The organism is Micromonospora sp. NPDC049004 (assembly GCF_040649315.1).
Lineage (GTDB): Bacteria > Actinomycetota > Actinomycetes > Mycobacteriales > Micromonosporaceae > Micromonospora.
Genome location: NZ_JBEZFG010000001.1, coordinates 295,122 through 315,706, shown reverse-complemented (window position 1 = coordinate 315,706; position 20,585 = coordinate 295,122). Strand labels below are relative to the sequence as shown.

17 protein-coding genes are annotated in these 20,585 nt (G+C 73.3%); 6 read left to right on the top strand and 11 right to left on the bottom strand.

The window, feature by feature from the left end; genetic code table 11:
- Positions 1-7: 7 nt before the first annotated feature.
- The 7 genes from AB0B97_RS01305 to AB0B97_RS01275 form a co-directional block, all read right to left on the bottom strand.
- Positions 8-1,216 carry an LLM class flavin-dependent oxidoreductase gene (locus AB0B97_RS01305; RefSeq protein WP_357489650.1) on the bottom strand — a complete coding sequence of 403 codons (1,209 nt, stop codon included), beginning with the start codon at positions 1,214-1,216 and terminating at the stop codon, positions 8-10.
- Positions 1,213-2,868, bottom strand: a complete 1,656-nt coding sequence (locus AB0B97_RS01300) for an ABC transporter ATP-binding protein (RefSeq protein WP_357489648.1) — start codon at positions 2,866-2,868, stop codon at positions 1,213-1,215. Before AB0B97_RS01300 ends, AB0B97_RS01305 begins: the two co-directional genes overlap by 4 nt.
- Positions 2,868-3,755 (bottom strand): ABC transporter permease, encoded by an 888-nt coding sequence (locus AB0B97_RS01295; protein ID WP_357489646.1) that lies wholly within the window; start codon positions 3,753-3,755, stop codon positions 2,868-2,870. The genes AB0B97_RS01300 and AB0B97_RS01295 overlap by 1 nt, the downstream gene beginning before the upstream one ends.
- 5 nt (positions 3,756-3,760) lie before the next feature.
- Positions 3,761-4,696 carry an ABC transporter permease gene (locus tag AB0B97_RS01290; protein ID WP_357489644.1) on the bottom strand — a complete coding sequence of 312 codons (936 nt, stop codon included), beginning with the start codon at positions 4,694-4,696 and terminating at the stop codon, positions 3,761-3,763.
- Position 4,697: 1 nt separating this feature from the next.
- On the bottom strand, positions 4,698-6,341 hold the full coding sequence (locus AB0B97_RS01285; RefSeq protein ID WP_357489642.1) for an ABC transporter substrate-binding protein: 1,644 nt from the start codon (positions 6,339-6,341) through the stop codon (positions 4,698-4,700).
- Positions 6,342-6,779: 438 nt separating this feature from the next.
- Complete coding sequence (locus AB0B97_RS01280) at positions 6,780-7,688, bottom strand: zinc-binding dehydrogenase (RefSeq protein WP_357489640.1); 909 nt, start codon at positions 7,686-7,688, stop codon at positions 6,780-6,782.
- Positions 7,689-7,792: 104 nt separating this feature from the next.
- Positions 7,793-8,104, bottom strand: a complete 312-nt coding sequence (locus AB0B97_RS01275) for a flavin reductase family protein (RefSeq protein ID WP_357489638.1) — start codon at positions 8,102-8,104, stop codon at positions 7,793-7,795.
- 146 nt (positions 8,105-8,250) lie between these two features.
- On the opposite strand from AB0B97_RS01275, the gene AB0B97_RS01270 reads away from it, so the two are divergent.
- Together AB0B97_RS01270 and AB0B97_RS01265 are read left to right on the top strand one after the other, a co-directional pair.
- Complete coding sequence (locus AB0B97_RS01270) at positions 8,251-9,231, top strand: ATP-binding cassette domain-containing protein (protein WP_234581727.1); 981 nt, start codon at positions 8,251-8,253, stop codon at positions 9,229-9,231.
- Positions 9,228-10,055: an ABC transporter permease gene (locus AB0B97_RS01265; RefSeq protein ID WP_357489636.1), complete on the top strand. Its 828-nt coding sequence runs from the start codon at positions 9,228-9,230 to the stop codon at positions 10,053-10,055. The genes AB0B97_RS01270 and AB0B97_RS01265 overlap by 4 nt, the downstream gene beginning before the upstream one ends.
- On the opposite strand, the gene AB0B97_RS01260 is transcribed toward AB0B97_RS01265, so the two are convergent.
- Positions 10,052-13,231, bottom strand: coding sequence for a BTAD domain-containing putative transcriptional regulator (locus AB0B97_RS01260; protein ID WP_357489634.1), 3,180 nt, complete (start codon positions 13,229-13,231; stop codon positions 10,052-10,054). The genes AB0B97_RS01265 and AB0B97_RS01260 overlap by 4 nt on opposite strands.
- Before the next feature lie 181 nt (positions 13,232-13,412).
- Between AB0B97_RS01260 and AB0B97_RS01255 the strand changes: the two genes are divergently transcribed.
- Together AB0B97_RS01255 and AB0B97_RS01250 are read left to right on the top strand one after the other, a co-directional pair.
- A complete protein-coding gene (locus tag AB0B97_RS01255) occupies positions 13,413-14,873 on the top strand; it encodes an SDR family NAD(P)-dependent oxidoreductase (protein WP_357489632.1) in 1,461 nt (486 codons plus the stop codon).
- A gap of 24 nt (positions 14,874-14,897) precedes the next feature.
- The gene (locus AB0B97_RS01250) at positions 14,898-15,368 is read left to right on the top strand and encodes a heme-degrading domain-containing protein (RefSeq protein WP_357489630.1); all 471 of its coding nucleotides are present in this window, start codon (positions 14,898-14,900) and stop codon (positions 15,366-15,368) included.
- A 79-nt stretch (positions 15,369-15,447) separates the two neighbouring features.
- Here AB0B97_RS01250 and AB0B97_RS01245 read toward each other — a convergent pair whose 3' ends face one another.
- Positions 15,448-16,824: an FAD-dependent monooxygenase gene (locus AB0B97_RS01245; RefSeq protein ID WP_357489628.1), complete on the bottom strand. Its 1,377-nt coding sequence runs from the start codon at positions 16,822-16,824 to the stop codon at positions 15,448-15,450.
- Positions 16,825-16,967: 143 nt separating this feature from the next.
- Positions 16,968-18,191: an MFS transporter gene (locus AB0B97_RS01240; protein WP_357489626.1), complete on the bottom strand. Its 1,224-nt coding sequence runs from the start codon at positions 18,189-18,191 to the stop codon at positions 16,968-16,970.
- A 41-nt stretch (positions 18,192-18,232) separates the two neighbouring features.
- Between AB0B97_RS01240 and AB0B97_RS01235 the strand changes: the two genes are divergently transcribed.
- Entirely contained in the window at positions 18,233-19,375 is a 1,143-nt protein-coding gene (locus tag AB0B97_RS01235; RefSeq protein ID WP_357489624.1) for an ROK family protein, read from the top strand.
- 5 nt (positions 19,376-19,380) lie between these two features.
- Here AB0B97_RS01235 and AB0B97_RS01230 read toward each other — a convergent pair whose 3' ends face one another.
- Positions 19,381-19,758 (bottom strand): MerR family transcriptional regulator, encoded by a 378-nt coding sequence (locus tag AB0B97_RS01230; RefSeq protein ID WP_357489622.1) that lies wholly within the window; start codon positions 19,756-19,758, stop codon positions 19,381-19,383.
- A 112-nt stretch (positions 19,759-19,870) separates the two neighbouring features.
- On the opposite strand from AB0B97_RS01230, the gene AB0B97_RS01225 reads away from it, so the two are divergent.
- A complete protein-coding gene (locus AB0B97_RS01225; RefSeq protein WP_357489621.1) occupies positions 19,871-20,578 on the top strand; it encodes an SDR family oxidoreductase in 708 nt (235 codons plus the stop codon).
- Positions 20,579-20,585 lie beyond the last annotated feature (7 nt).

The following is a 20,585-nucleotide window of genomic DNA, read 5'->3' as shown; positions in this document are numbered from 1 at the left end:
TCCAGACTCAGGCGGTCGTGGCGACGGCGTAGCGGCTTGCCGGTCGGGTCAGGCCGAGCAGCCCACGCAGCGTCCCGCCCGGATATGCGGCGCGGAACAGACCGCGTTCGCGCAGCGCCGGCACCAGCGCCCGGGTGATCGCGGTCAGATCGTCGGGGAGGACGGCCGGCCGCAGCCGGAAACCGTCCACTCCGGCCCGGTGCCACTCGACCAGCAGGTCGACCAGCTGACCCGGGGTACCGGAGAAGAGGGCGGCGTCCGACGTGAACCGCGCGCCGTGCAGGTCGTCGAGACGAGCCCTGCGCCGGCGGGCCAGCGTCGGCGTCTCGTCGAGCAGCACGACCTGGTCGGCGAGCACGCGCAGCGGAGCCCCGCTGCGCCCGACGGTCTCCTCGACCGCCCGGACCTCCCCGACGATGGCGGCGACGTGCCCGGGGTCGGTCGGGGTGACGAAGACGACGTCGGCGTGCCGGGCGGCGAAGGCGTACGGCACCGACGAGTGGGCCAGCGCGGCGACCACCGGCTGTCCCTGCGGTGACCGCGGCACGATGGAGGGGCCCTTGACGGAGAACCACCGCCCGGTGAAGTCGACGTAGTGCAGCCGGTCCCGGTCCACGAAGCGGCCGGTCGCCACGTCCCGGATCTCGGCGTCGTCCTGCCAGCTGTCCCAGAGTCGGCGCACCACCTCCACCGCGTCGCCGGCCTCGGCGATGAGGTCGCCGACGAGCCGTAACGTCTCCGGTTCGTCGAGCCGGGCCGGGTCCAGCACGGGGATCTCGCGGCGACCGAAGTGCCCGGCCTCGGCCCGCCGGGCCGAGACCCGGGGCCGCCAACCGGCCCGCCCACCGCTGATGTGGTCCAGCGTGGCCACGGCCGTCGAGACGTGGAACGGTTCGGTGTGCGTGGTGCTGGTGGTCGGGACCAGCCCGATGTGCCGGGTCAGCGGGGCGATCCGCGCCGCGATCTGCACCGCGTCGAGGCGCCCCCGGAGCTCGTCGGCGCGGCCGTCCGGGCCGTCGGACCGCGACGACTGGAGGTCGAGGCTGTCCTCGATGGTCAGCAGATCCACTGTGGCGCTCTCGGCCTCGCTGGCGAGTCCGGCCCAGTAGCGGGCGGTCAGCGGCGCGGACGCGCCGGCCCGCGAGAGCCGCCAGGCGGCCGGGTGCCAGCCCAGGCCGTCCAGTGCCACGGCCAGGTGCAGGGTCTTCTCGGTCATGGGCGTACCTCCTGCGGTCGGCCGGTCGTGACGAGCGTGGGCAACGCGTCGAGCAGGGACCGGGTGTGGTCGTGCCGGGGGTAGGTGAAGACGTCGCCGACCGGGCCCTGCTCGACCACCGCGCCGTCGTGCATGACCAGCACGCGGTCGCTGAGGTGGTGCACCACGCCCAGGTCGTGGGAGATGAAGAGCAGCGCCGTGCCGTCGGTGGCCCGCAGCTCGGCCAGCAGGTCGAGGACCTGGGCCTGGACCGAGACGTCGAGCGCGGAGACCGGTTCGTCGCAGACGATCAGGGTGGGTCGCGGGGCGATCGCGCGGGCGATGGCGACCCGCTGCCGCTGTCCGCCGGAGAGCTGCCGGGGGTGCCGGTCGAGCAGCTCCGGCCCGAGGCCGACGCGACGCAGCAGGTCGACGACGTGGTCGCGGCGGTCGCCCCGATCGACGTCGGCGTCGAGGTTCTCCCCGACGACCTGGGCCACGCGGTAGCGCGGGTCGAAGGAGCTCAGGGGGTCCTGGGAGATCAGTTGCAGCCGGCGGCGCAGCGGGCGACGGCTCCGCTCGGGCACCCCGGACCACGGCGCCTTCTCGAAGGTGACCGCGCCGGAGTCGGCGGTCAGGAGACCGGCGACGATCCGGGCCAGGGTGCTCTTACCGGACCCGGACTCCCCCACCAGCCCCAACGTCTCGCCCCGCGCGATGGAGAAGGAGACGTCCCGCACGACCGTGTGGTCGGCGTACCTCCTGGTCAGCCCGACCGCGTCGAGCACCGTGTCGTCCGGGCGAACCTCGGGACGGGCGGGCAGCGCCTCCCGTCGCGCAACGCCGCCGTCCCGCGGAACCGCGGCGGCGGCGAGCCGGTGCCCCCGCGACGACGCCGAGGGCACCGCAGCCAGCAACTGCCTGGTGTACGGATGTGCCGGGGCCCGCAGCAGTCCTGCGGTGGGGCCGTGCTCGACGATCCGACCGTCCCGCATGACGAGCACCCGGTCGGCGACCTGGGCGACCACCGCCAAATCGTGGCTGATCAGCAGCAGGCTCACCCCGGCTGCCTGCCGCTCGGCGAGCAGCCGCAGGATCTGCGCCTGCACGGTGACGTCCAGCGCGGTGGTCGGCTCGTCGGCGATGAGCAGGGCCGGTTCCCCGGCGATCGCCGAGGCGATGAGCGCCCGCTGTCGCAGCCCTCCGGAGAGCTGGTGCGGGTACTGCCGGGCGCGGCGCTCCGGCTCCGGGAGGTGGACCTCGTCGAGCAGGTGGGTGACCCGGCCGGCCCGTTCGCGGCGGCCGACGATGCCGTGGGTGGTGAGCACCTCGCCGATCTCGGCGCCCACGGTGCGCAGCGGGTCGAGAGAGACCAACGCGTCCTGCAGGACGAGCCCGGCGAGCCGTCCGCGTACCCGTCGCCAGTCCCGTGGGCGGTGGCCCCGGACATCCTGACCGGCAAGGTCGAGCCGGGCGGCGCGGACCGTCGCGCCCGGGCCGGCGAGGCCGACCAGGGTACGGGCGGTGACGCTCTTGCCGGACCCGGACTCGCCGACGATTGCCACGCACTCACCGCGCTCGACGGTGAGGCTGATCCCCCGGACCGCCGCGACCCGTCCGGTGGGGGTTTCGAAGTCGACGTGCAGGTCCTCGACCGCGAGCAGGGGGGCCATCAGCGCCGCCGCCCGTCGAAGCGGGTCTGCCAGTGCCGCCCGACGACAGTCAACGCCACCACTGTCGCGGTGACCGCGACGCCGGGCAGGACGGTGATCCACCAGGCCACCTGCAGGTAGTTGCGTCCCTCGGAGAGCATCGCGCCCCACTCGGGCGACGGCGGCTGGGGCCCCATGCCGAGGAAGCTGAGCCCCGCGGCGATCATGACCGCCTCGCCGAGCCCGATCACCGCGAGAACCGGCACCGGGCCGATCACATTGGGCAGGACGTGCCGCGCCACCAGCCGGGGCCGGGACAGACCGAAGGTGACTGCCTGCTCGACGTACGCGGCGCGGCGGACGAGCAGTGTCTGACCACGCACCACCCGGGCGTGGTGCGGCAGGGTGGCGACGCCGATGGCGACGATCAGGCTGACGGTGCCCGGCCCGGCGACGGCGATGAACAGCAGCGCCAGGAGCAGGATCGGAAACGCCGAGATGGCGTCGAAGGCGCGGCTGAGGGTCTCGTCGGCGAGCCGGTGTGTGAGGCCGGCGAGCAGACCGAGCAGCACGCCGCCGGTGACCGCGATCGCCGTGGCCGCCACCCCGATGGTGAGCGAGTGCCCGGCGCCGTGCACGACCCGGGTCCACATGTCACGGCCGAGGTGGTCGGTGCCGAACCAGTGCGCGGCGCTCGGCGCTTCGAACACTCTCAGCGGGTCCGCCGCGAGCGGGTCACCGGGCGCCAGGACCGCCGGCCAGGCCGCGGCGACCACGAGCAGGATCAGGTACGCCCCGGCGGCGAGCAGCCCTGGCCGCCACCGACGTCGGCGGACGGTCGGGGCGGGCGGGGTGGACGGGTCAGGTGTGTGCGCGTCGGTGGTTGCCGGGGCCAGGGTGACTGTCATCGGAATCAGCTCCTTCGCAGGCGCGGGTCGACCAGTAGGTAGGTCAGGTCAGCGATGGTGTTGACCGCGACGTAGACGGCCGCGGACAGGGTCACCACCGCCAGCACCACCGGCATGTCCTTGCTGGTCACCGCCGTGAGGGTGACCTGGCCGAGGCCGGGTCGACCGAAGACCTGCTCGACGATGACGGCGCCGCCGAGCAGGATGCCGAAGAGCCAGCCGGCCAGGGTGACGGCCGGCAGCAGCGCGTGCCGCAGCGCGTGCCGCAGGAGCACCGTCCGTTCCCGTACGCCCCGGGCCCGGGCGGTCAGCACGAACGGCTCGTCGAGTGCCCGGTCGAGCCCGTCGCGCAGCACCTGGGCGAGGAGTCCGGCGATGGGCAGCGCCAGGGTGACGGCGGGCAGCACCAGCGCGCCGACGCCCCGGTCGCCGGAGACCGGAAACAGTCCGAACCGGAACGACAGCACGCTGAGCAGCACGATGCCGATCAGGAAGGGCGGGGTGGAGACCAGCAGCAGTTCGGCGCCGGAGCTGGCCCGCCGGAGCCAGGGACGGCGGTCCCCGACGGTGGCGACGGAGAGGACGAGGGCGAGCAGCACCCCGAGTCCCGCGGCGGCGAGGGCGAGGGTGAGGGTGGGTGCGAGCTGTTCGCCGATCACCTCGACGACGGGCCGTTGCAGGAGGTAGGAGCGGCCCAGGTCGCCGCCGGCGAGCCGCCGCAGGTAGTCGAGGTACTGGACGACGGCGGGCCGGTCCAGGCTCCACTCGGCGATGATCTCGGCGCGGATCTGCGGGGTGTCCGCCCCGTCGCCGACGATGGTGTCCACGGTGTCTCCGGGCGCGACAAGCAGGGCCAGGTACGCGGCGGTGGCGGCGGCCCAGAGGACTACCAGCCCGGCGGCGAGCCGGCGAGCCGCCGCGCGCAGTGGTGAGCTGTTCATGTCACCTGCCGATCCACAGGTCGTACGCGCTGGCCGGAACCCCGGCGGTGGGCTCGAAGTGGACCCCGCCGACACTGGTGCTGGCCGCGATCTGGTCGGCCGGCGCGTAGAGCGGGAGCACCAGGGCCTGCTCGGCGACCACCCGCTGTTGCAGCTGCGCGTAGATGCCGGCCCGCCTTGTCGGGTCGGCGGTGGCCTGACCGGATTCCAGGAGCTGGTCGATGCGGGGATCGTTGGCGCGGGTGCGGTTGATGCCGCCCTTCGAGTGCAGCAGCAGATTCAGCGCGGCTCCCGCGTCGGTGTCGGCCCGCGAGTTGTCGAAGACCTCGTACTCGTTGCGTTCGAACGCCTGGGTGGCGGTGCCCTGGTCGACAAGCGCGATCTTCAGGTCGATGCCGGCGCTCTGCTTCACGGCGGCCTGTATCGCCTGCGCGAGGACGTCGCGGCGGTCGCGGATGTACGGGGCGGCCTGCACCAGCCGTACGGAGAGCCGCCGGCCGTCGCGCACCCGGAAGCCGTCCGCGTCACGCGCCACCCAGCCGGCCTGGTCGAGCAGGGCGTTCGCCGTGGCGATGTCGCCGCCGTACCCACCGTCGAGGCTCTTGTCGTAGAGCGGGCTGGACGGACTGATCACGCTCCAGGCGCGGGTGGCGGTGTCGCGGTAAACCGACTTCAGCACGGTGTCGACGTCGACGGCCTCCCGGAACGCCTGCCGGACCCGCAGGTCGTCGAAGGGCGCGTGCGAGGTGTTGAAGTAGTAGGAGTAGGCGGAGCCGGAGTTCAGCTCCCGGTGAAGGCGCAGCGTCCGGTTGGCGGTGACCAGAGGTTGGTCGGTGGCGGGTACGCCCTCGACGAGCTGCACCTGACGGGAGGTGAGGGCGCCGACGCGCACCGCCGACTCCTTGAGGAACCGGTAGGTAATCTCGTCGAGGTAGGCGGGGCCGGTGTGGGTCGCGGTGGGCGGCGCCCAGTCGTAACCGGGATTGCGCCGGTAGTGCAACTCCTGGCCGGGGACGTAGCGGTCCAGCACGAACGGCCCGGTGCCGACGACGTCGACGCCGCCGGCCTTGAGGTTCTTCGCCTCGCGCAGCGACTTCGGCGAGACCTGGGCGCCCTGCGGGGAGGCGAGGAAGTCGAGGATGAGCACGTCGGGCGTGCTGAGGGTGAGCCGTACGGTGCGCCGGTCGACCACCTCGGCGGCCGTGAGGTTGCGCAGTTGCACGGCGGCGACACCCGGCGCGTACCCGGGCTCGCGGAGCTTGTCGATGTTGGCCTTGACCGCCGCCGCGTCCAGCGGCGTCCCGTCGGTGAAGGTCACCCCGTCGCGCAGCGTCAGGGTGTAGGACAGGCCGTCCGGGGCGGCCTGCCAGCCGGTGGCGAGCCAGGGCACCAGCTTCCCCTGCTTGTCGTACGTGAGCAGGGACTCGAAGGTGTTCCAGACCAGGAGACGGGCCTTGGCCTGGGCGTACTGGTGCGGGTTGAGGGTGATCGGCTCGGTCTCCACGGCCCAGGTGAGGGCACCTCCGGAGCGCGGCTCCCCGGCCGCCTCGGCAGCGGGGGCGGAGCCGGTGGAGCAGCCGGTGACGACGGCGAGCAGCGGGACGAGTACGGCGACGGCGAGCGTACGCAGACGGCGGGCGGGCATGGCGAGGACTCCTGTCCAGACAGGCGGATTTCGGGTACGCCGACACCCGGCCCCAGCGCGGATGGGCGGGGCCGGTCAGGGGTGTCGGCGCGGATGGCTCGGCGGTCGGCTCGGCGGTGAGCCCCACCTCGGCGGCCGCTGTGGCGGGCCGGGTACGGGCGGTGGTGCCGGGTCAGGCCAGACAGGAACTCGACCACACCCGACCGAAGTCGATGTGGCCGCGGATCGTCAGCCGCAGCTCGCTGGACATGAGCCGAGTCCACCGTCACCGCCGGGGCGGTGTCAACAAATCGATCGATGGATGTCGGGTATCGCACGCGACGGGGCGGACTCGTTGACGAAATACCTACTAAGGCTATAGGATTTGAAGGGATTGCGCCCGGTCGGACGGGCCGGACCCGCACGCGAGCCGGGACCGGCCAGCCGTCCGACGCCGGTTCAGTCCAGATCGAGCAGGATCTTCCCCCGCACCCGACGGTCCCGCAGCGCGCCGACCGCCTCCCCGAGGCGGTGCCACGAACCGCGCCAGCCGATCGGCGCCCGCAACACTCCCCGGGCCACAAGGTCCACCAACTGCGCCAGATCCGCGCCCGGCGCCGACGTGTCGCCGAAGGAACGCAGCGTTCGCGCGGCGCCCGGGGCGAAGGTTGAGTTCACCGGGAAGACTGCCGACGCCCCCGACGCCCAGCCGATGCTGTGCAGCACCCCACCCGGCGCCAGCAGACCCCACGCGGCCACCAACTGGGTGCCACCCACGGTCTCCAGCACCACGTCGACCGGCTCGACGCCGCCATCGAGGCCAACGATCACCTCGTGGGCGCCGAGCGCGGCCAGCCCCTCGCCCCGCGCCGCCGAGCCGACCGCCGCGAGCACGTACGCGCCGAAGTGCCGGGCGAGCTGGACCGCCACTCGACCCACTCCCCCGGACGCGCCGGTGACCAGCACCCGGCGACCGGCCAGCGGACCGGACGCCCGCAGCGTCCGCAGCGCGGTGAGGCCGACCATCGGCAGCGCGGCCACCTCGGCCAGGTCGACGGCCGGGGGAACCACCGCGACACTGTCCACCTCGAACACCGCACGCTGCGCCCAGGCGCCCGGCCCGAAGGCGAGCACCCGGTCGCCCGGCCGGGGGCCGGAGCCGTCCTCGGCGCCGCGCAGCACGTGCCCGGCGGCGTCGTGGCCGAGCACGCTGCCGATCGGCCAGACGTCGAGGTGGCGGACCTCGCCCGCGTTGACGGCGGCGTGCCGCACCTCGACGAGCACCTGCCCCGGCCCGGGTGCGGGATCGGGAACCTCCGTGATCCGGAACCCGTCGACAGCGTCCGGTGCGGCGACGATGGCACGCATGGCAACCTCCCGAGTCGTGGTGGGCCGGCGCTCCGTTCCGCTCGCGGCAGGTGTGGGCATTCGCAGCCCCACGCCGGCCGGGATGGCCCTCCGGTGGTGAGCCGTCAGGCGGCGACCCGACGGACCGGCCCGTCCGGAGCGTCCGCGAGACCGGCGTAGCGGCCTCGGTGGTAGAGCAACGGCGAGCCCACGTCGGCGTGCCGCAGCAGTTCCGGCTCGGCCAGCACCACGACGTGGTCGCCGACGGTCACCCGGTCGACGACCCGACACAGGAGCCAGGCAAGGGTGCCGTCGAGAATTGGCGCACCCTGCGGGCCCGGCCGCCACCGGGTGGGCGTGGCGAACCTGTCGATGCCGCTGGTGGCAAAGGTCTGGGCCACCTCGTGCTGGGAGGTGAACAGCCGAACAAGCAGCATGAACCGATTTTCCTATCAAACAGGTAGGATTTCAAGTCCTGGGGGGGTCGCCCTCCGCGGCCCCGCCCTCCGGTGTCAGGCCCTGTCGACGGGCGTGTCGGTGCGCTGTCGGCGCGGTGTCAGGCGACCGGCGCACGCTCTGGGACATGACAAGCGATCTGGTGATCGAGGCCGAGGGCCTCGTCAAGACATTCGGGAAGACGAGGGCGCTGCAGGGCGTGGACCTCGCCGTACCCCGGGGGACCGTGCTCGGCGTGCTCGGCCCCAACGGCGCTGGCAAGACCACCGCCGTGCGCATCCTCTCCACGCTGCTCACCCCGGACGCCGGCAGCGCCCGGATCGGCGGCTTCGACGTCGTCCGGGACGCCGAGCGGGTCCGCCAGAGCATCGGCCTCACCGGCCAGTACGCCTCGGTCGACGAGGACCTGACCGGGCGGCAGAACCTGGAGCTGTTCGGGACGCTGCTGGAGCTGGGTCGCGCCGGCGCCCGGCGGCGGGCCACCGAACTGCTGGACTGGTTCGACCTGACCGACGCCGCCAACCGGCCCGCCAAGACCTACTCCGGGGGCATGCGGCGGCGGCTGGACCTGGCCGCCAGCCTGGTCGGCTCGCCGGACGTGATCTTCCTGGACGAGCCGACGACCGGGCTGGACCCGGCCAAGCGCGAGGACATGTGGGACGTGGTCCGGTCACTGGTGACCAACGGCTCGACGGTGCTGCTCACCACCCAGTACCTGGAGGAGGCCGACGCGCTGGCCGACGCGATCACGGTGATCGACCACGGCCGGGTCATCGCGCACGACACGCCCGAAGGGCTCAAGCGGGTCGTCGGCGGACAGACCCTCGAAGTCCGGCCCGCGGACCTGGCGCAGCTCCCCCGGACCGCGGCGATCCTCACCGAGGTCGGCTCCGGCGGGCAGGCCGACGAGATCCGCAAGGGCGTGCTCGCGGTGCCGGTCACCGACGACACGGCCCTGACCGAGAGCGTCGCGCGGTTCGCCGCCGCCGGCATCTCCGTCACCGAACTCTCCCTGCACCTGCCGAGTCTCGACGAGGTGTTCTTCACCCTCACCGGGCGTACGGCAGCCGAGGACGACACCACTTCCCGTACGGAGGTAGCGGCATGAGCACCCTGGTCGGCGCACCACCCACGGCAAGCTCCGCGCTGTCGACGGCCACCCCGAAGCCGCGACCCTTCCGGCTCGTGCGGCACTCGCTGGCCCTGGCCAAACGCAGCCTCATCAAGACCTGGCGTACGCCCGAGGCGCTGATCGACGTCACGCTGCAGCCGGTGCTGTTCCTCATCATCTTCGTCTACATCTTCGGCGGCGCGGTCGCCGGATCCACCCACGACTACCTGCAGTTCCTGCTGCCCGGAATCCTGGCGCAGACCATCGCCACCGGCGCCATCGCGATCGGCGTCAACCTCAACACCGACATCGCCAAGGGCATCTTCGACAGGTTCCGGTCGCTGCCGATCCCCCGCTCCGCACCACTGGTCGGGGCAGTGCTGGGCGACGTCGTCCGGTACGTGATCGTCACGGTCTCGACCCTCGCGATCGGTTACCTGATGGGTTTCCGGATCGACACCGACCCGTTCCGGGCGATCGCCGGTTGCGTGCTCGCGGTGCTGTTCGCGCTCTGCCTGAGCTGGCTGCCGGTCTACGTGTCGATGAAGGTCCGCACCCCCGGCGCCGTGCAGGGCCTGATGTTCGCCCTGATCATGCCGCTGAGCTTCGGGTCGAACGTGTTCGTCGGCACCGACACCCTGCCCGGCTGGATGCAGGCCTTCGTGAACGTCAACCCGATGACCCACCTGGTGGCATCGGTACGCGGACTGTTCCTCGGCACCCCGCTCGACGCGCACGTGTGGTGGACCCTCGCCTGGTGCGCCGGCTTCGTGGCGGTGTTCATGCCGCTGGCGCTGCGCGCGTACCGCAGGAAGATCTAGGCGAGCAGGTCCTCCATCAGCTCGCGGACCCGGGCGACGGCCGCGGCCACCGGCCGGGCCCGCCAGGCGGCCAGCAACGACTCACGCTGCTCCTCGTCACCGAGGGCGGCGTCGAGTCGTTCGCTGCGTCCGCTCGGGAAGAACAGCTCCATGTGCGTCCCGAGCCGCTTCGCGAGCGCGGACAGTTCGCGGGTGGTGGCGACGTCGTCCCGGTACGCGGCGAGGTCCGCGCCGCCGGACGCCCACGCCCCGATCACCGGCAGGTCCTTCGAGTTGAGCGCGTCGTCGCGGGCGAGCGCCAGCAACGTGGCCGCCTGGGCGGCGGCGTCGGTGCCCGACGCCCCCCGCGCCTCGGCGACCCGCAGGTACAGGACCGCCACCGAGGCCCGCAGCATCACGCGCGGCTGCGGTGGCGGGCCGGTCCAGCCGGCAAGGGTGCGGGTCACCTCGCCGGCGTGTACCAGCGCCTCGTCGTAGCGCTCGCGCTGCCAGGCGAGGTGCGCCAGGCCGAGAAGCGCCTGCGCGACGTCCATCTGCTCGGCCTGGCCCGGCGTCGCCGTCTCACCGAGTCGCCGCTCCGCGTCCGCGTCGCCGGTCAGGGCGAGCTGCACGTCCAGCCGCACCCGGATCGACCGCGCGTCCTGCTGGGCGCCGATCATCTCCATGTGCCGGACGCTGCGCGCCAGCCACTCGGCGGACCGCCCCTCCCGGCCCGGGAGCAGGAACTGCCCGACGGCGCCCGCGGCCATCGCCATGCCCCAGTGGTCGCCCGCGACCTCGAAGCGGTGGTACGCCTGCTCGGCGTCCTCGATCGACGCCTCCGGCAGGCCGCTGTTCTCCCGTACCGCCGCGCGCGCGATCAGGCCGAGCGCCTGCACGTACGGGTCCGGGTGCGCGATCATCTCGGTCGCAGTCTTCAGGCTCCGCTCCGGGTCGGACTCGTCGAAGCCGGGCAACGCCAGCGCGAACGCGGTCAGCCGCGGCGACACCTCGGCGGGCCGTTCCGCGAGCAGCGTGCGCAGGGCGCGTCGCGCGAGAACGGCGGGCCGCAGGTCCGCGCTGATGCCGCTGTTCACGCTGATCAGCACGGACGTCCAGGCGAGTCGGTCCGCGTGGGGCAGGGGTCGGCCGCTGGCCCGGCCCCGCAGGATCGCCGAGCGTCGACGCCGCCGCGGCTCGTCGACGTGGAGCAGCCCCCGCGCCCACGCGAGGACCTCCACATGCAGGCCACGCACCGTCCAGAGGTGCAGCAGCGCGGTGGCGACGTCGACGACGGCTGGCTCGTCGTCCTGCGCCAGCGCCCACCGCAGGCCCGCGACCAGGTTGTCCTGCTCGGCGGCGCAACGGTCCAGCGCCTCGACCTGGCCGGGACCCACGAGGCGACCGGCGAGCCCGACCGCCTCGTCCCGGGCCCAGCCGACCAGACCGGCCATCGCCCCGCCCCGGTCACCTGCGGCGTCCAGGCGGGCCTCGCCGTACTCCCGGACGGTCTCCAACATCCGGTAGCGGGGCTGCCCGTCCCCCTCGACCAGGGTCAGCAGGGACTGTTCGACGAGCCGCGCCAGACCCCGCCGTACGTCCGGGGTCTGCGCGACAGCGGCGGCGAGGTCCGCGGTGAACGGCGCGGGGATGACCGCGACCCTCGCAAGCAGCGCACGGTCGTCGGGGGCGAGCAGTTCCCGGCTCCAGTCGACCATCGCCCACAGGCTCGCGTGCCGTTCCGGCAGGCCCCGCAGCGCGTCGTCCAGCAGCGCGAACCGGTCGGTCAGCCCGGCGAGCACGTCGTCGATCGGCATGTGCCGCAGTCGCGCGGCGGCCAGTTCGAGGGCCAGCGGCAGGTTGTCGAGCCGGTTGCACAGCGCGAGAGCCCGCGCGGTGTCCCAGGTCGGCACCGCGCCGCCGGCCCGCGCCCGGGACTCGATCAACCCGAGCGCGTCGGCGTCCGGCAGGGCGGTCAGTCGGTGCACCCACTCGCCGGCCAGGCCCAGCGGCGCACGACTGGTCGCGAGCACCGCGACCTCCGGGGAGGTCACCGCGAGCAGGTCGGCGACGACGCCCGCCACCGCGTCGAGGACGTGCTCGCAGTTGTCCAGCACGACCAGCCCGTCGAGATCCGGCGCCAGCGCCCGCAGCCGCTCCTCGGGGCTGAGCACCCGCCGTTCCAGGCCCAGGTTGCCGCCGGTCGTCGAGGTGTCCGCGCCACCGAGCGCCGCGAGCACCGTGGGCAGCACCTCGTCGGGCGAGCGCAGCCCGGCCAGCTCGACGACGCGTACCGCCTGCCCGGCCGCCGCCGTGCGCCGCGTGACCTCGGCCGCGAGGCGGGTCTTGCCGGCGCCGCCGACCGCCACGATCGTCACGAGGGCGGACTCGTCGAGCGCCGCGTCCAGGGCCTCGACGTCGCGCTCGCGGCCGACGAGGGCGGTCATCGGCCGGCGCCACGCGGCGGGCAGGGCGATCCGCGCCGGCAGGCGGGGTGGCGCGACGACGGCCGGCGCGGTGAGCTCGCCGCGCAGCAGCGCCAGATGGACCTGGGTGATCACCGGTGCCGGGTCGGTGCCGTAGCGCTCGGCCAGGTCGTCACGGAGGCGCTCGACCACCTCCAACGCCTCCGCCTCCCGCCCCTGCGCGGCGAGCACCCGCACGAGCAGGGCGGCGGACGGCTCGTCCGGGGGCGTCCGGGCGGCGAGCCGGCGCAGGTCCGCCTCGTCGTACGGCCCCGCTCCGGCGAGCGCCGCCTCGGCGCGCAGCGCGGCGACGTCGGCGAACAGGCGGGCGTCCTCGGTGGTGACGATCTCCGGTACCTCGGGGAACAGGGCACGGGCCCGGTCGGCCGAGTCGCGGGCCGCCCGCACGTCGCCGGTCCGCAGGGCGGCACGCCCGTGATCGAGGAGCGCCCGCGCCTCGACCGCGTCGACGGTGACCTCGTCCGCGGGCAGGCGGTATCCCCCCGGCACCGCCACCACGGGCAGCCCGAGACGGCGTACGCGGGACACGAGCGCCTGCACCGCGCCTGTCGCGTCGTCGGGTGGCGCCCCGTCCCACACCGCGTCCACGAGCAGGCTGGTGGAGACCGCCCGGCCCCGCGCGTCGACGAGTGCGCGCAGCACGGCCGCCAGCCGCTCGCCCCGGACCGGCCGGCCGTCGACGGCGAGGGGGCCGAGGATCGTGATCTGCACGGAACCAGCATCCCCCACGCCGACCACCGCACCGAGCAGGGTGTCGGGCCGCGTGCGGGTCTTCAGGGGTGGGCGGCGTGGCGCGGGATGCGTCCCGGACGGCGTGGTGCGTACAGTTTCGGGTCGGACTTGGGGTGGGCCGGGGGAATCCGGCACAGGAAACGGGACGAGACAACGACGCATGACAGTGGACAAGATTGCCCAAAACGGTCAGGACGGCATTGACCGGAACCGGCTGGAGACCTGTCTCAGCGTCTTCGAGGCCCTGGAAGCCCTTCCGCCCGACCATCCGGACGTGGTGCGGGTGCAGCGGGCCACCGCGAAGCTCTACAAGGTGATCAAGCAGCGGCGACGTGAGGAGCGGCGCGACGCCATCCTCGCGGCCGACCGGGCGGTGACGGAGGCCACGGCCACCGGCGCCCCCGGCCGGATCGACGACGAGACCCAGGGCATCCCCCTCGCCTCCCCCACCACCGGCACGACTGCCGGATTCCTGCACAACCCGCGTGGCTGCTACATCTGCAAGCAGCGCTACCGCGAGGTGGACGCCTTCTACCACCAGCTCTGCCCGACCTGCGCCGCCCTGAACCGGGAACGCCGCGACGCCCGTACCGACCTGACCGGCCGGCGCGCGCTGCTCACCGGCGGCCGAGCCAAGATCGGCATGTACATCGCGCTGCGGCTGCTGCGCGACGGCGCGCACACCACGGTGACCACACGGTTCCCGCACGACGCGGTCCGCCGCTTCGCCGCGATGCCGGACAGCGCGGACTGGCTGCACCGCCTGCGGATCGTCGGAATCGACCTGCGCGACCCCGCCCAGGTGATCGCCCTGGCCGACTCGGTCAGCAGTCAGGGCCCCCTCGACATCCTGATCAACAACGCGGCGCAGACGGTCCGCCGCTCCCCCGGGGCGTACGCCCAGCTCGTCGCCGCCGAGGCCGCGGCGCTGCCGGACGGCCCCCTGCCGGAGCTGATCACGTTCGCCAAGCCGACCGGCCCGGGTGGCCCGGCGGGGAGCCTGACCGCCGGCACCGGGTCGACGGCGCTCACCCCGCACGCGCTCACCGCGTTGGCGTTGACGAGCGGCTCCGCGTCGCCCGAGCGGATCGCGGCGTCCACGGCCATCGACGCCGGCGGTCTGGTGCCGGACCTCGACTCGGTGAACAGCTGGGTCCAGCGGGTGCAGGAGGTCGACCCGGTCGAGCTGCTCGAGGTGCAGCTGTGCAACGTCACCGCGCCGTTCGTGCTGGTCAGCCGGCTCCGCCCGGCGATGGCCGCAGCGAAGGCCCGCCGCAAGTACGTGGTGAACGTCTCGGCGATGGAGGGCCAGTTCGGCCGCGGCTACAAGGGCCCCGGGCACCCGCACACCAACATGGCCAAGGCCGCGTTGAACATGCTGACCCGCACCAGCGCGCAGGAGATGCTGACCGACGGCATCCTGATGACAAGCGTCGACACCGGTTGGATCACCGACGAGCGGCCCCACCCGACCAAGATGCGGCTGGCCGACGAGGGGTTCCACGCCCCGCTGGACCTGGTCGACGGCGCGGCCCGGGTGTACGACCCGATCGTCCGCGGCGAGCAGGGCGAGGACCTGTACGGCTGCTTCCTGAAGGACTACGCGCCCTGCGCCTGGTGAACGACGCTCGACGAGGAGAAACACATGTCATCTGACCAGTGGCCGACGCTTGACGAGCTGCAGCGCGAGGAGACCGAGCTGGAGCTCGCGGGCCTGACCGAGACCGACGCGTACGAGCTGGGCGTGCGGGCCGTCACCGCCGCCGCGCAGCGGGGGCTCCCGATCTCCGTGGGCGTGTGGCGGACCGGGCGGCAGTTGTTCCACTGTGGCCTGCCCGGCTCGACGGCGGACAACGACGGGTGGCTGCGCCGCAAGGGGCGCGTGGTGATGCGGTTCGAGCACTCGTCGCTCTACATGGCCCGGCTCTGCCGGGACAAGCAGACGACGCTCACCGAGAAGTTCGGCCTGCCGGCCGCACGCTACGCCGCCGCCGGAGGCGCCGTGCCGCTGCGTGTTCGTGGCACCGGCGTGGTGGGCTGGATGGGCGTCTCCGGCCTTCCGCAGCTGGACGACCACCGCTTTGTCGTCGACATCCTGCGCGGCGACGCGCGCTGACCCCGGGCAACCGCCGGACGCCGCCCGCCCGCCGCACATCGGCGTCGGCGGGCGGCGTCGGCGCGCGTCCGGGTGACCGTCAGCCCGAGCGGCGGTTCGCGCGCAGGGCGCCCAGGATCACGCCGGGTGTGGCCAGCGACAGCGGGTGCTCCCGCAGGGAGACGACCTCGTTGAACCGCCGGGCGGTCGCCACGTCCGTGACTGTCGCCGTGAGGATCTGCCGGCTGACCCAGCTGGAGACCCGGTAGCCGCGCGGGTAGGGACCGTCGACGTGCGGCAACGCCAGGTCGGCGGAGGTCGAGGTCGACCAGGCGGCGTCGACCACGACCTTCTGCAGTGCGAGGAAGTGTCGGGCGGGCTCGCTCAGGTCGGGGTCGGAGCGCAGGTACGCCGACAGGCAGGCCGCGTGCAGGGCCGCAGCCGTCATCCCCTGCCCGTACACCGGGTTGAACGACGCGACGGCGTCACCGACGCTGACGAGTCGCGCCGGGAACCGCCGCAGCGCGTGGAAGTCCCGCCGGCGACTGTCGGCGTGGTGGTAGGTCTGGACGTCGCCGAGCATCTCCTGCCCGGCGACCTCGCCGAACTCCGGCGGGAACTGCTCCCGCAGCCGGCGGACGAAGTCCTGGGCGGTGCGGCCCGGGCGGTCCTTCCCGTAGCCGGCCATCATGGCCATCCACCGGCCGTCCTCGATGGCGAAGAAGGCGGCGCCGGCGATGTCAGTCATGGTCCGCGGCGTGTGCAGGGCGAGGACGACTGTCGTCTCCGGAGACGGCTCGGGGCGGCGGAACAGCGCTGTCGCGTAGTTGAGGTGCACGGCCATCCGACGGGTGGCGGGCCGTTCCCAGCCGGCCTGCTCCAGCCACTCGGAGAGCCGGCTGGACCGCCCCATGGCGTCCACCACGAGGTCGGCGCCCTCGACGCCGGGCACCTGACCGGCCTCGTAGCGGACGCCGGTGACCGCGTCGCCGTCGCACACGAGACCCGTGGCACGGGCGGTGACCGTCTTGACGTTGGGCAGTCGGAGCACCTGCTGACGGATCAGCCCCTCCAGCAGCGGCCGGCTGCCGGCGAGGCTGTCGTCGTCGTCGGGTACGACCACCTTCCGTCGGCCGTCGAGGTAGCTGCGCCGGGCGGCCGGCGGCGCCTCGATCGCCCCGTGGGCCAGCGCCTGCTGGCGGAACCCGGGGAACAGCTGCTCGAGCTGGAGCAGGCCGCCGGGCAGCAGCGCGTGCAGTTGCGTCCCCTGTGGCACGCCGGGTCGGGCGCCGCTGAGCTGCGGGTCGTCCCGGTCGAGAAGGAGCACGCTTTCCGCGTGGTCGGACAGGACCCGGGCGGCCAGGAGGCCGGCGACACTGCCGCCGACCACCACCGCCTTACCCAGGCGCGGAGTGGGTTGGTCGGGGGGTCGCACGGCGTTCAACGCGGCGAAGACCCGAACCGGGGAGAGGGACATCGTGCTCTCCAAGGGGTACGAGGTGTGGCACCGATCGTTGCACAGCGTCGAGCTCCGACCGTCGCCCCGACACGTCCGCCCAGGTGTCGGATACCGACATGCCGCTGGACGCGGTCGGCGCACCCCGACCGGCGAACAGGCCGTCAGCCCGCGACGACGGCCGGTTCCCGGTCGCGGCGGCGTCCGGCGGTGAAGCTGACGATTCCCAGGCCCAGCCCGACGACCGCCAGGACCAGGCCGACCCGCGCCGGCGCGAGGTAGCCGAGCCCGGCGGCGATGGCGACGCTGCCCAGGGCCGCGCCCAGGCTGTTGGCGATGTTCATGGCGGACTGGTTGAGCGCCGCGCCCATCAGTTGGGCGCCGGGGGCGACAGTGATCAGGCGTGCCTGCAGGACCGGACCGAGGTAGAGGCTCGTCGCGCCGACCAGGAACGCGCCCACGAACAGGCCCACGCGGTTCGACGCGACGAGGCTGAACACACCGATGCTGACGATCATGGCGATGAAGCCGATCATCATGCTGCGGCGCAGGTCCCGGTCGGCGAGCCAGCCGCCCAGGGCGTTGCCGACTGTCATGCCGAGACCCACGGCGACCAGCACCCACGGGACGGTCGCGGCGGAGAGGCCGGCGACGTCGGTGGTGACCGGCGCGATGTAGGAGTCGACGGCGAAGAACCCGGCGAAGCCGATCGCTCCGGTGGCCGCGACCAGCCAGACCTGCGGGGTCCGCAGGGAGCGCAGTTCGGCGGCCGGCGAGCCGTCCGCCGCCGCGGCGACCTCCGGGACGACCGCCAGCACCGCCAGCAGCGTGAGCAGGAAGACCCCGGCGATCACCAGGTACGCCGCACGCCAGCCGGCCGCCTGGCCGAGCCGGGTGATCAGCGGTACGCCCACCACGTTGCTCACCGTCAGCCCACCGAGCACGGTGGCGAAGCCCCGGGCCTCGTTGCCGGGGCCCATCAGGGTCGCCGCGAGCAGGCCGGCCGCACCGAAGTACGCGCCGTGCGGCAGCCCCGCGACGAACCGCGCCACCAGCACCAGCTCGAAGTTCGGGGCGGTCGCGGAGGCGATCGTGCCGACGGCGAAGAGGACGAGCAGCCCGAGCACGAGCTTGCGGCGCGGCAGGCGCGCGCTGAGGGCGGCGATCAGCGGGGCGCCGACGACCACGCCCAGCGCGTACGCGGTGATCATCCAACCGGCCTGGGCCACCGCGTCCGACGACGATCGGGCGTACTCCTGCGGGAGCAGGCCGCGGGCCATCTCGGGTAGCAGACCCATCGCCACGAACTCCGTCAGGCCGACCGCCACGCCGCCCAGGGCCAGGGCCGCCAGCGCCGCCAGGCGCTGACCTCTGCTCAGTCCGTTCACCGGGCGAATTTAGCAACAGCGTTGCGTAATAGGCTGGTGAGATGACGCGCACCACAGCCGACGTGACGTTCCTGCGCGGATACAACCAGGCGCTCGTCCTGGCCGTGGGGCGTACCGTGCGGACGTTCGAGCGGTCGACGGTCGTCGACGCCACCGGCCTCACACCGCAGGCGGTTTCCAAGGTCATCGCCCGCCTGGCCGCCGACGGGCTGATCCGCCCCGCCGGCGTCCGCCGCCTGGGCATCGGCAAACCCGCGGTCGTCTACGAGCTGGTCCCCGACAGCCGGTACGCCATCGGTGCGCACGTCGCCCGACGCACGCTGCGGCTGGTCCTGGTCGATCTGGCCGGCACCGTGCGCCACTCCACCGTCAACCCGCTGCCCGACGACTTCACCCCGGAGCACCTCCTCGACGCCCTGCGGGTCGGCGTCGACGCGATCACCGCCGGCGACGACCTGCGCGGGCGGCTGACCGGGGTGGGTCTCGGCATGATCGGGCCGCTCGACCACGCCAACGGGCTGGTCCGGGACGCGCACGGCCTGCGGCACTGGCACGACGTACCGCTGCGTGAGCTGGCCGAGGCGCACCTGGGGCTACCGGTGCACCTGGACAAGGACGTGACCGCCGGGATCACGGCCGAGGCGTGGCGGCACGGCGCGACGTTCGGCGACGCGGCGCTCATCATGGTCGAATCCGGCATCGGCGGTGGCTTCTGGCTGGGCGGCGCCGCCCACCGGGGCGCGCACACCAATGCCGGCGAGTTCGGGCACACGGTCGTCGACCTGGACGGGCCCCGCTGCGTCTGCGGACGCCACGGCTGCCTGGAGGTCGTGCACCTGCGCGCCGCGGAGGCGGGAGACGTCGCCCGCGCGGCCCGCGTCCTGGCCGTCGGCGTCGTCAACCTGCTCCAGACCCTCGACCTCGCCCACGTGGTGCTGGCCGGCGCGGATCTGCTGCGCCACGCGGAGGACTACCGCGCCGCGGTCGAGCGGGCCGTCCGCACCGACGTGCCGCGCGCGGACTGGCTGACGCCGACGGTGACCCTGTCCGGGCTGGGCGCGGACGTCATCGCCGCCGGGGCCGCGATGCAGGTGCTCGACCAGCTCTACGGCATCCCCGACCTGACCCTCGGCGCCCCGCTCACGATCGCTCGACGGACCTCATTGCGGACGGCCGGAGCGTAGGGCGGTCACCGTGGGTCGGCGTCCGTGTGGACGCAGCCGCTGGCCGGGCTCTCGCTGGCGCTGATCACCGCGTCGAGTCGGTCCCTGACCTGGACGAGTTGGTCGATCTGTCGGGTGATGCGGTCGCGTTCGCCGTTCAGCAGGGCACGCGACTGCGGGGTGTTGACCTTGGCGTCGACGCAGGGCAGCAGATCCAGGATCGTCCGGCTGGACAGGCCCGCGGCGTACAACGTCTGGATGAGCTGGACCCGATCCAGCGCCTTCTCGTCGTAGTGGCGCTGGCCGCCGCCGCTGCGCTCGGGGATCAGCAGCGACTGCTCCTCGTAGTAACGCAGGGCGCGCACCGACACACCCGTGCTGGTGGCGAGTTCCCCGATCCGCACGACCACTCCCCCACTGCCGGTGACAGCCGCCACACAACCTTGTCCCTCACGTCCACGTCAGGTTTTAGCGTAGGCCGCGTACCAGTCCTCGTCCAACCCCAGCGGAGGCATCATGCGGATCTCGGGCTCGATCGCGCTGGTCACCGGCGCCAACCGTGGCATCGGCCGGCACTTCACCCACCTACTCCTCGAACGCGGCGCGGCGAAGGTGTACGCCACGGCCCGCGACCCCGAACAGATCGACATCCCCGGCGTCGAGAGGCTGCGCCTGGACATCACCGACCCGCAGGCGGTGCGGGACGCCGCAGCGGTCGCTTCCGACGTGACCCTGCTCGTCAACAACGCCGGAATCACCACCCGGACCAATCTCGTCACCGGCGACCTACGCCTGGTCCGATCCGAGATGGACACCAACTTCTACGGCACCCTCGACATGGTGCGCGCGTTCGCCCCGGTTCTGGGCGCCAACGGCGGCGGCGCCATCCTCAACGTCCTGTCGGCGTTGTCGTGGTTCTCCTACGACGGGGCGAACGCCTACAGCGCCGCCAAGGCAGCCGAGTGGAGCCTGACCAACGGCGTCCGGCTCGAACTGGCCGCGCAGGGCACGCTGGTGACCGGGCTGCACCTGGGCGCCGCCGACACCGACATGATGGCGGACTACGACGGCGTCAAGATGAACCCCGCCGACGTCGTCCGCGCCGCCCTCGACGGCATCGAGGCCGGCCAGCTCGAGGTGCTCGCCGACGAGTGGAGCGCTCACGTCAAGGCGTCCCTCGCCGGCGATCCGAGCGCGTTCTACGGCACGGCCGTCGCCGGCTGACACGCCA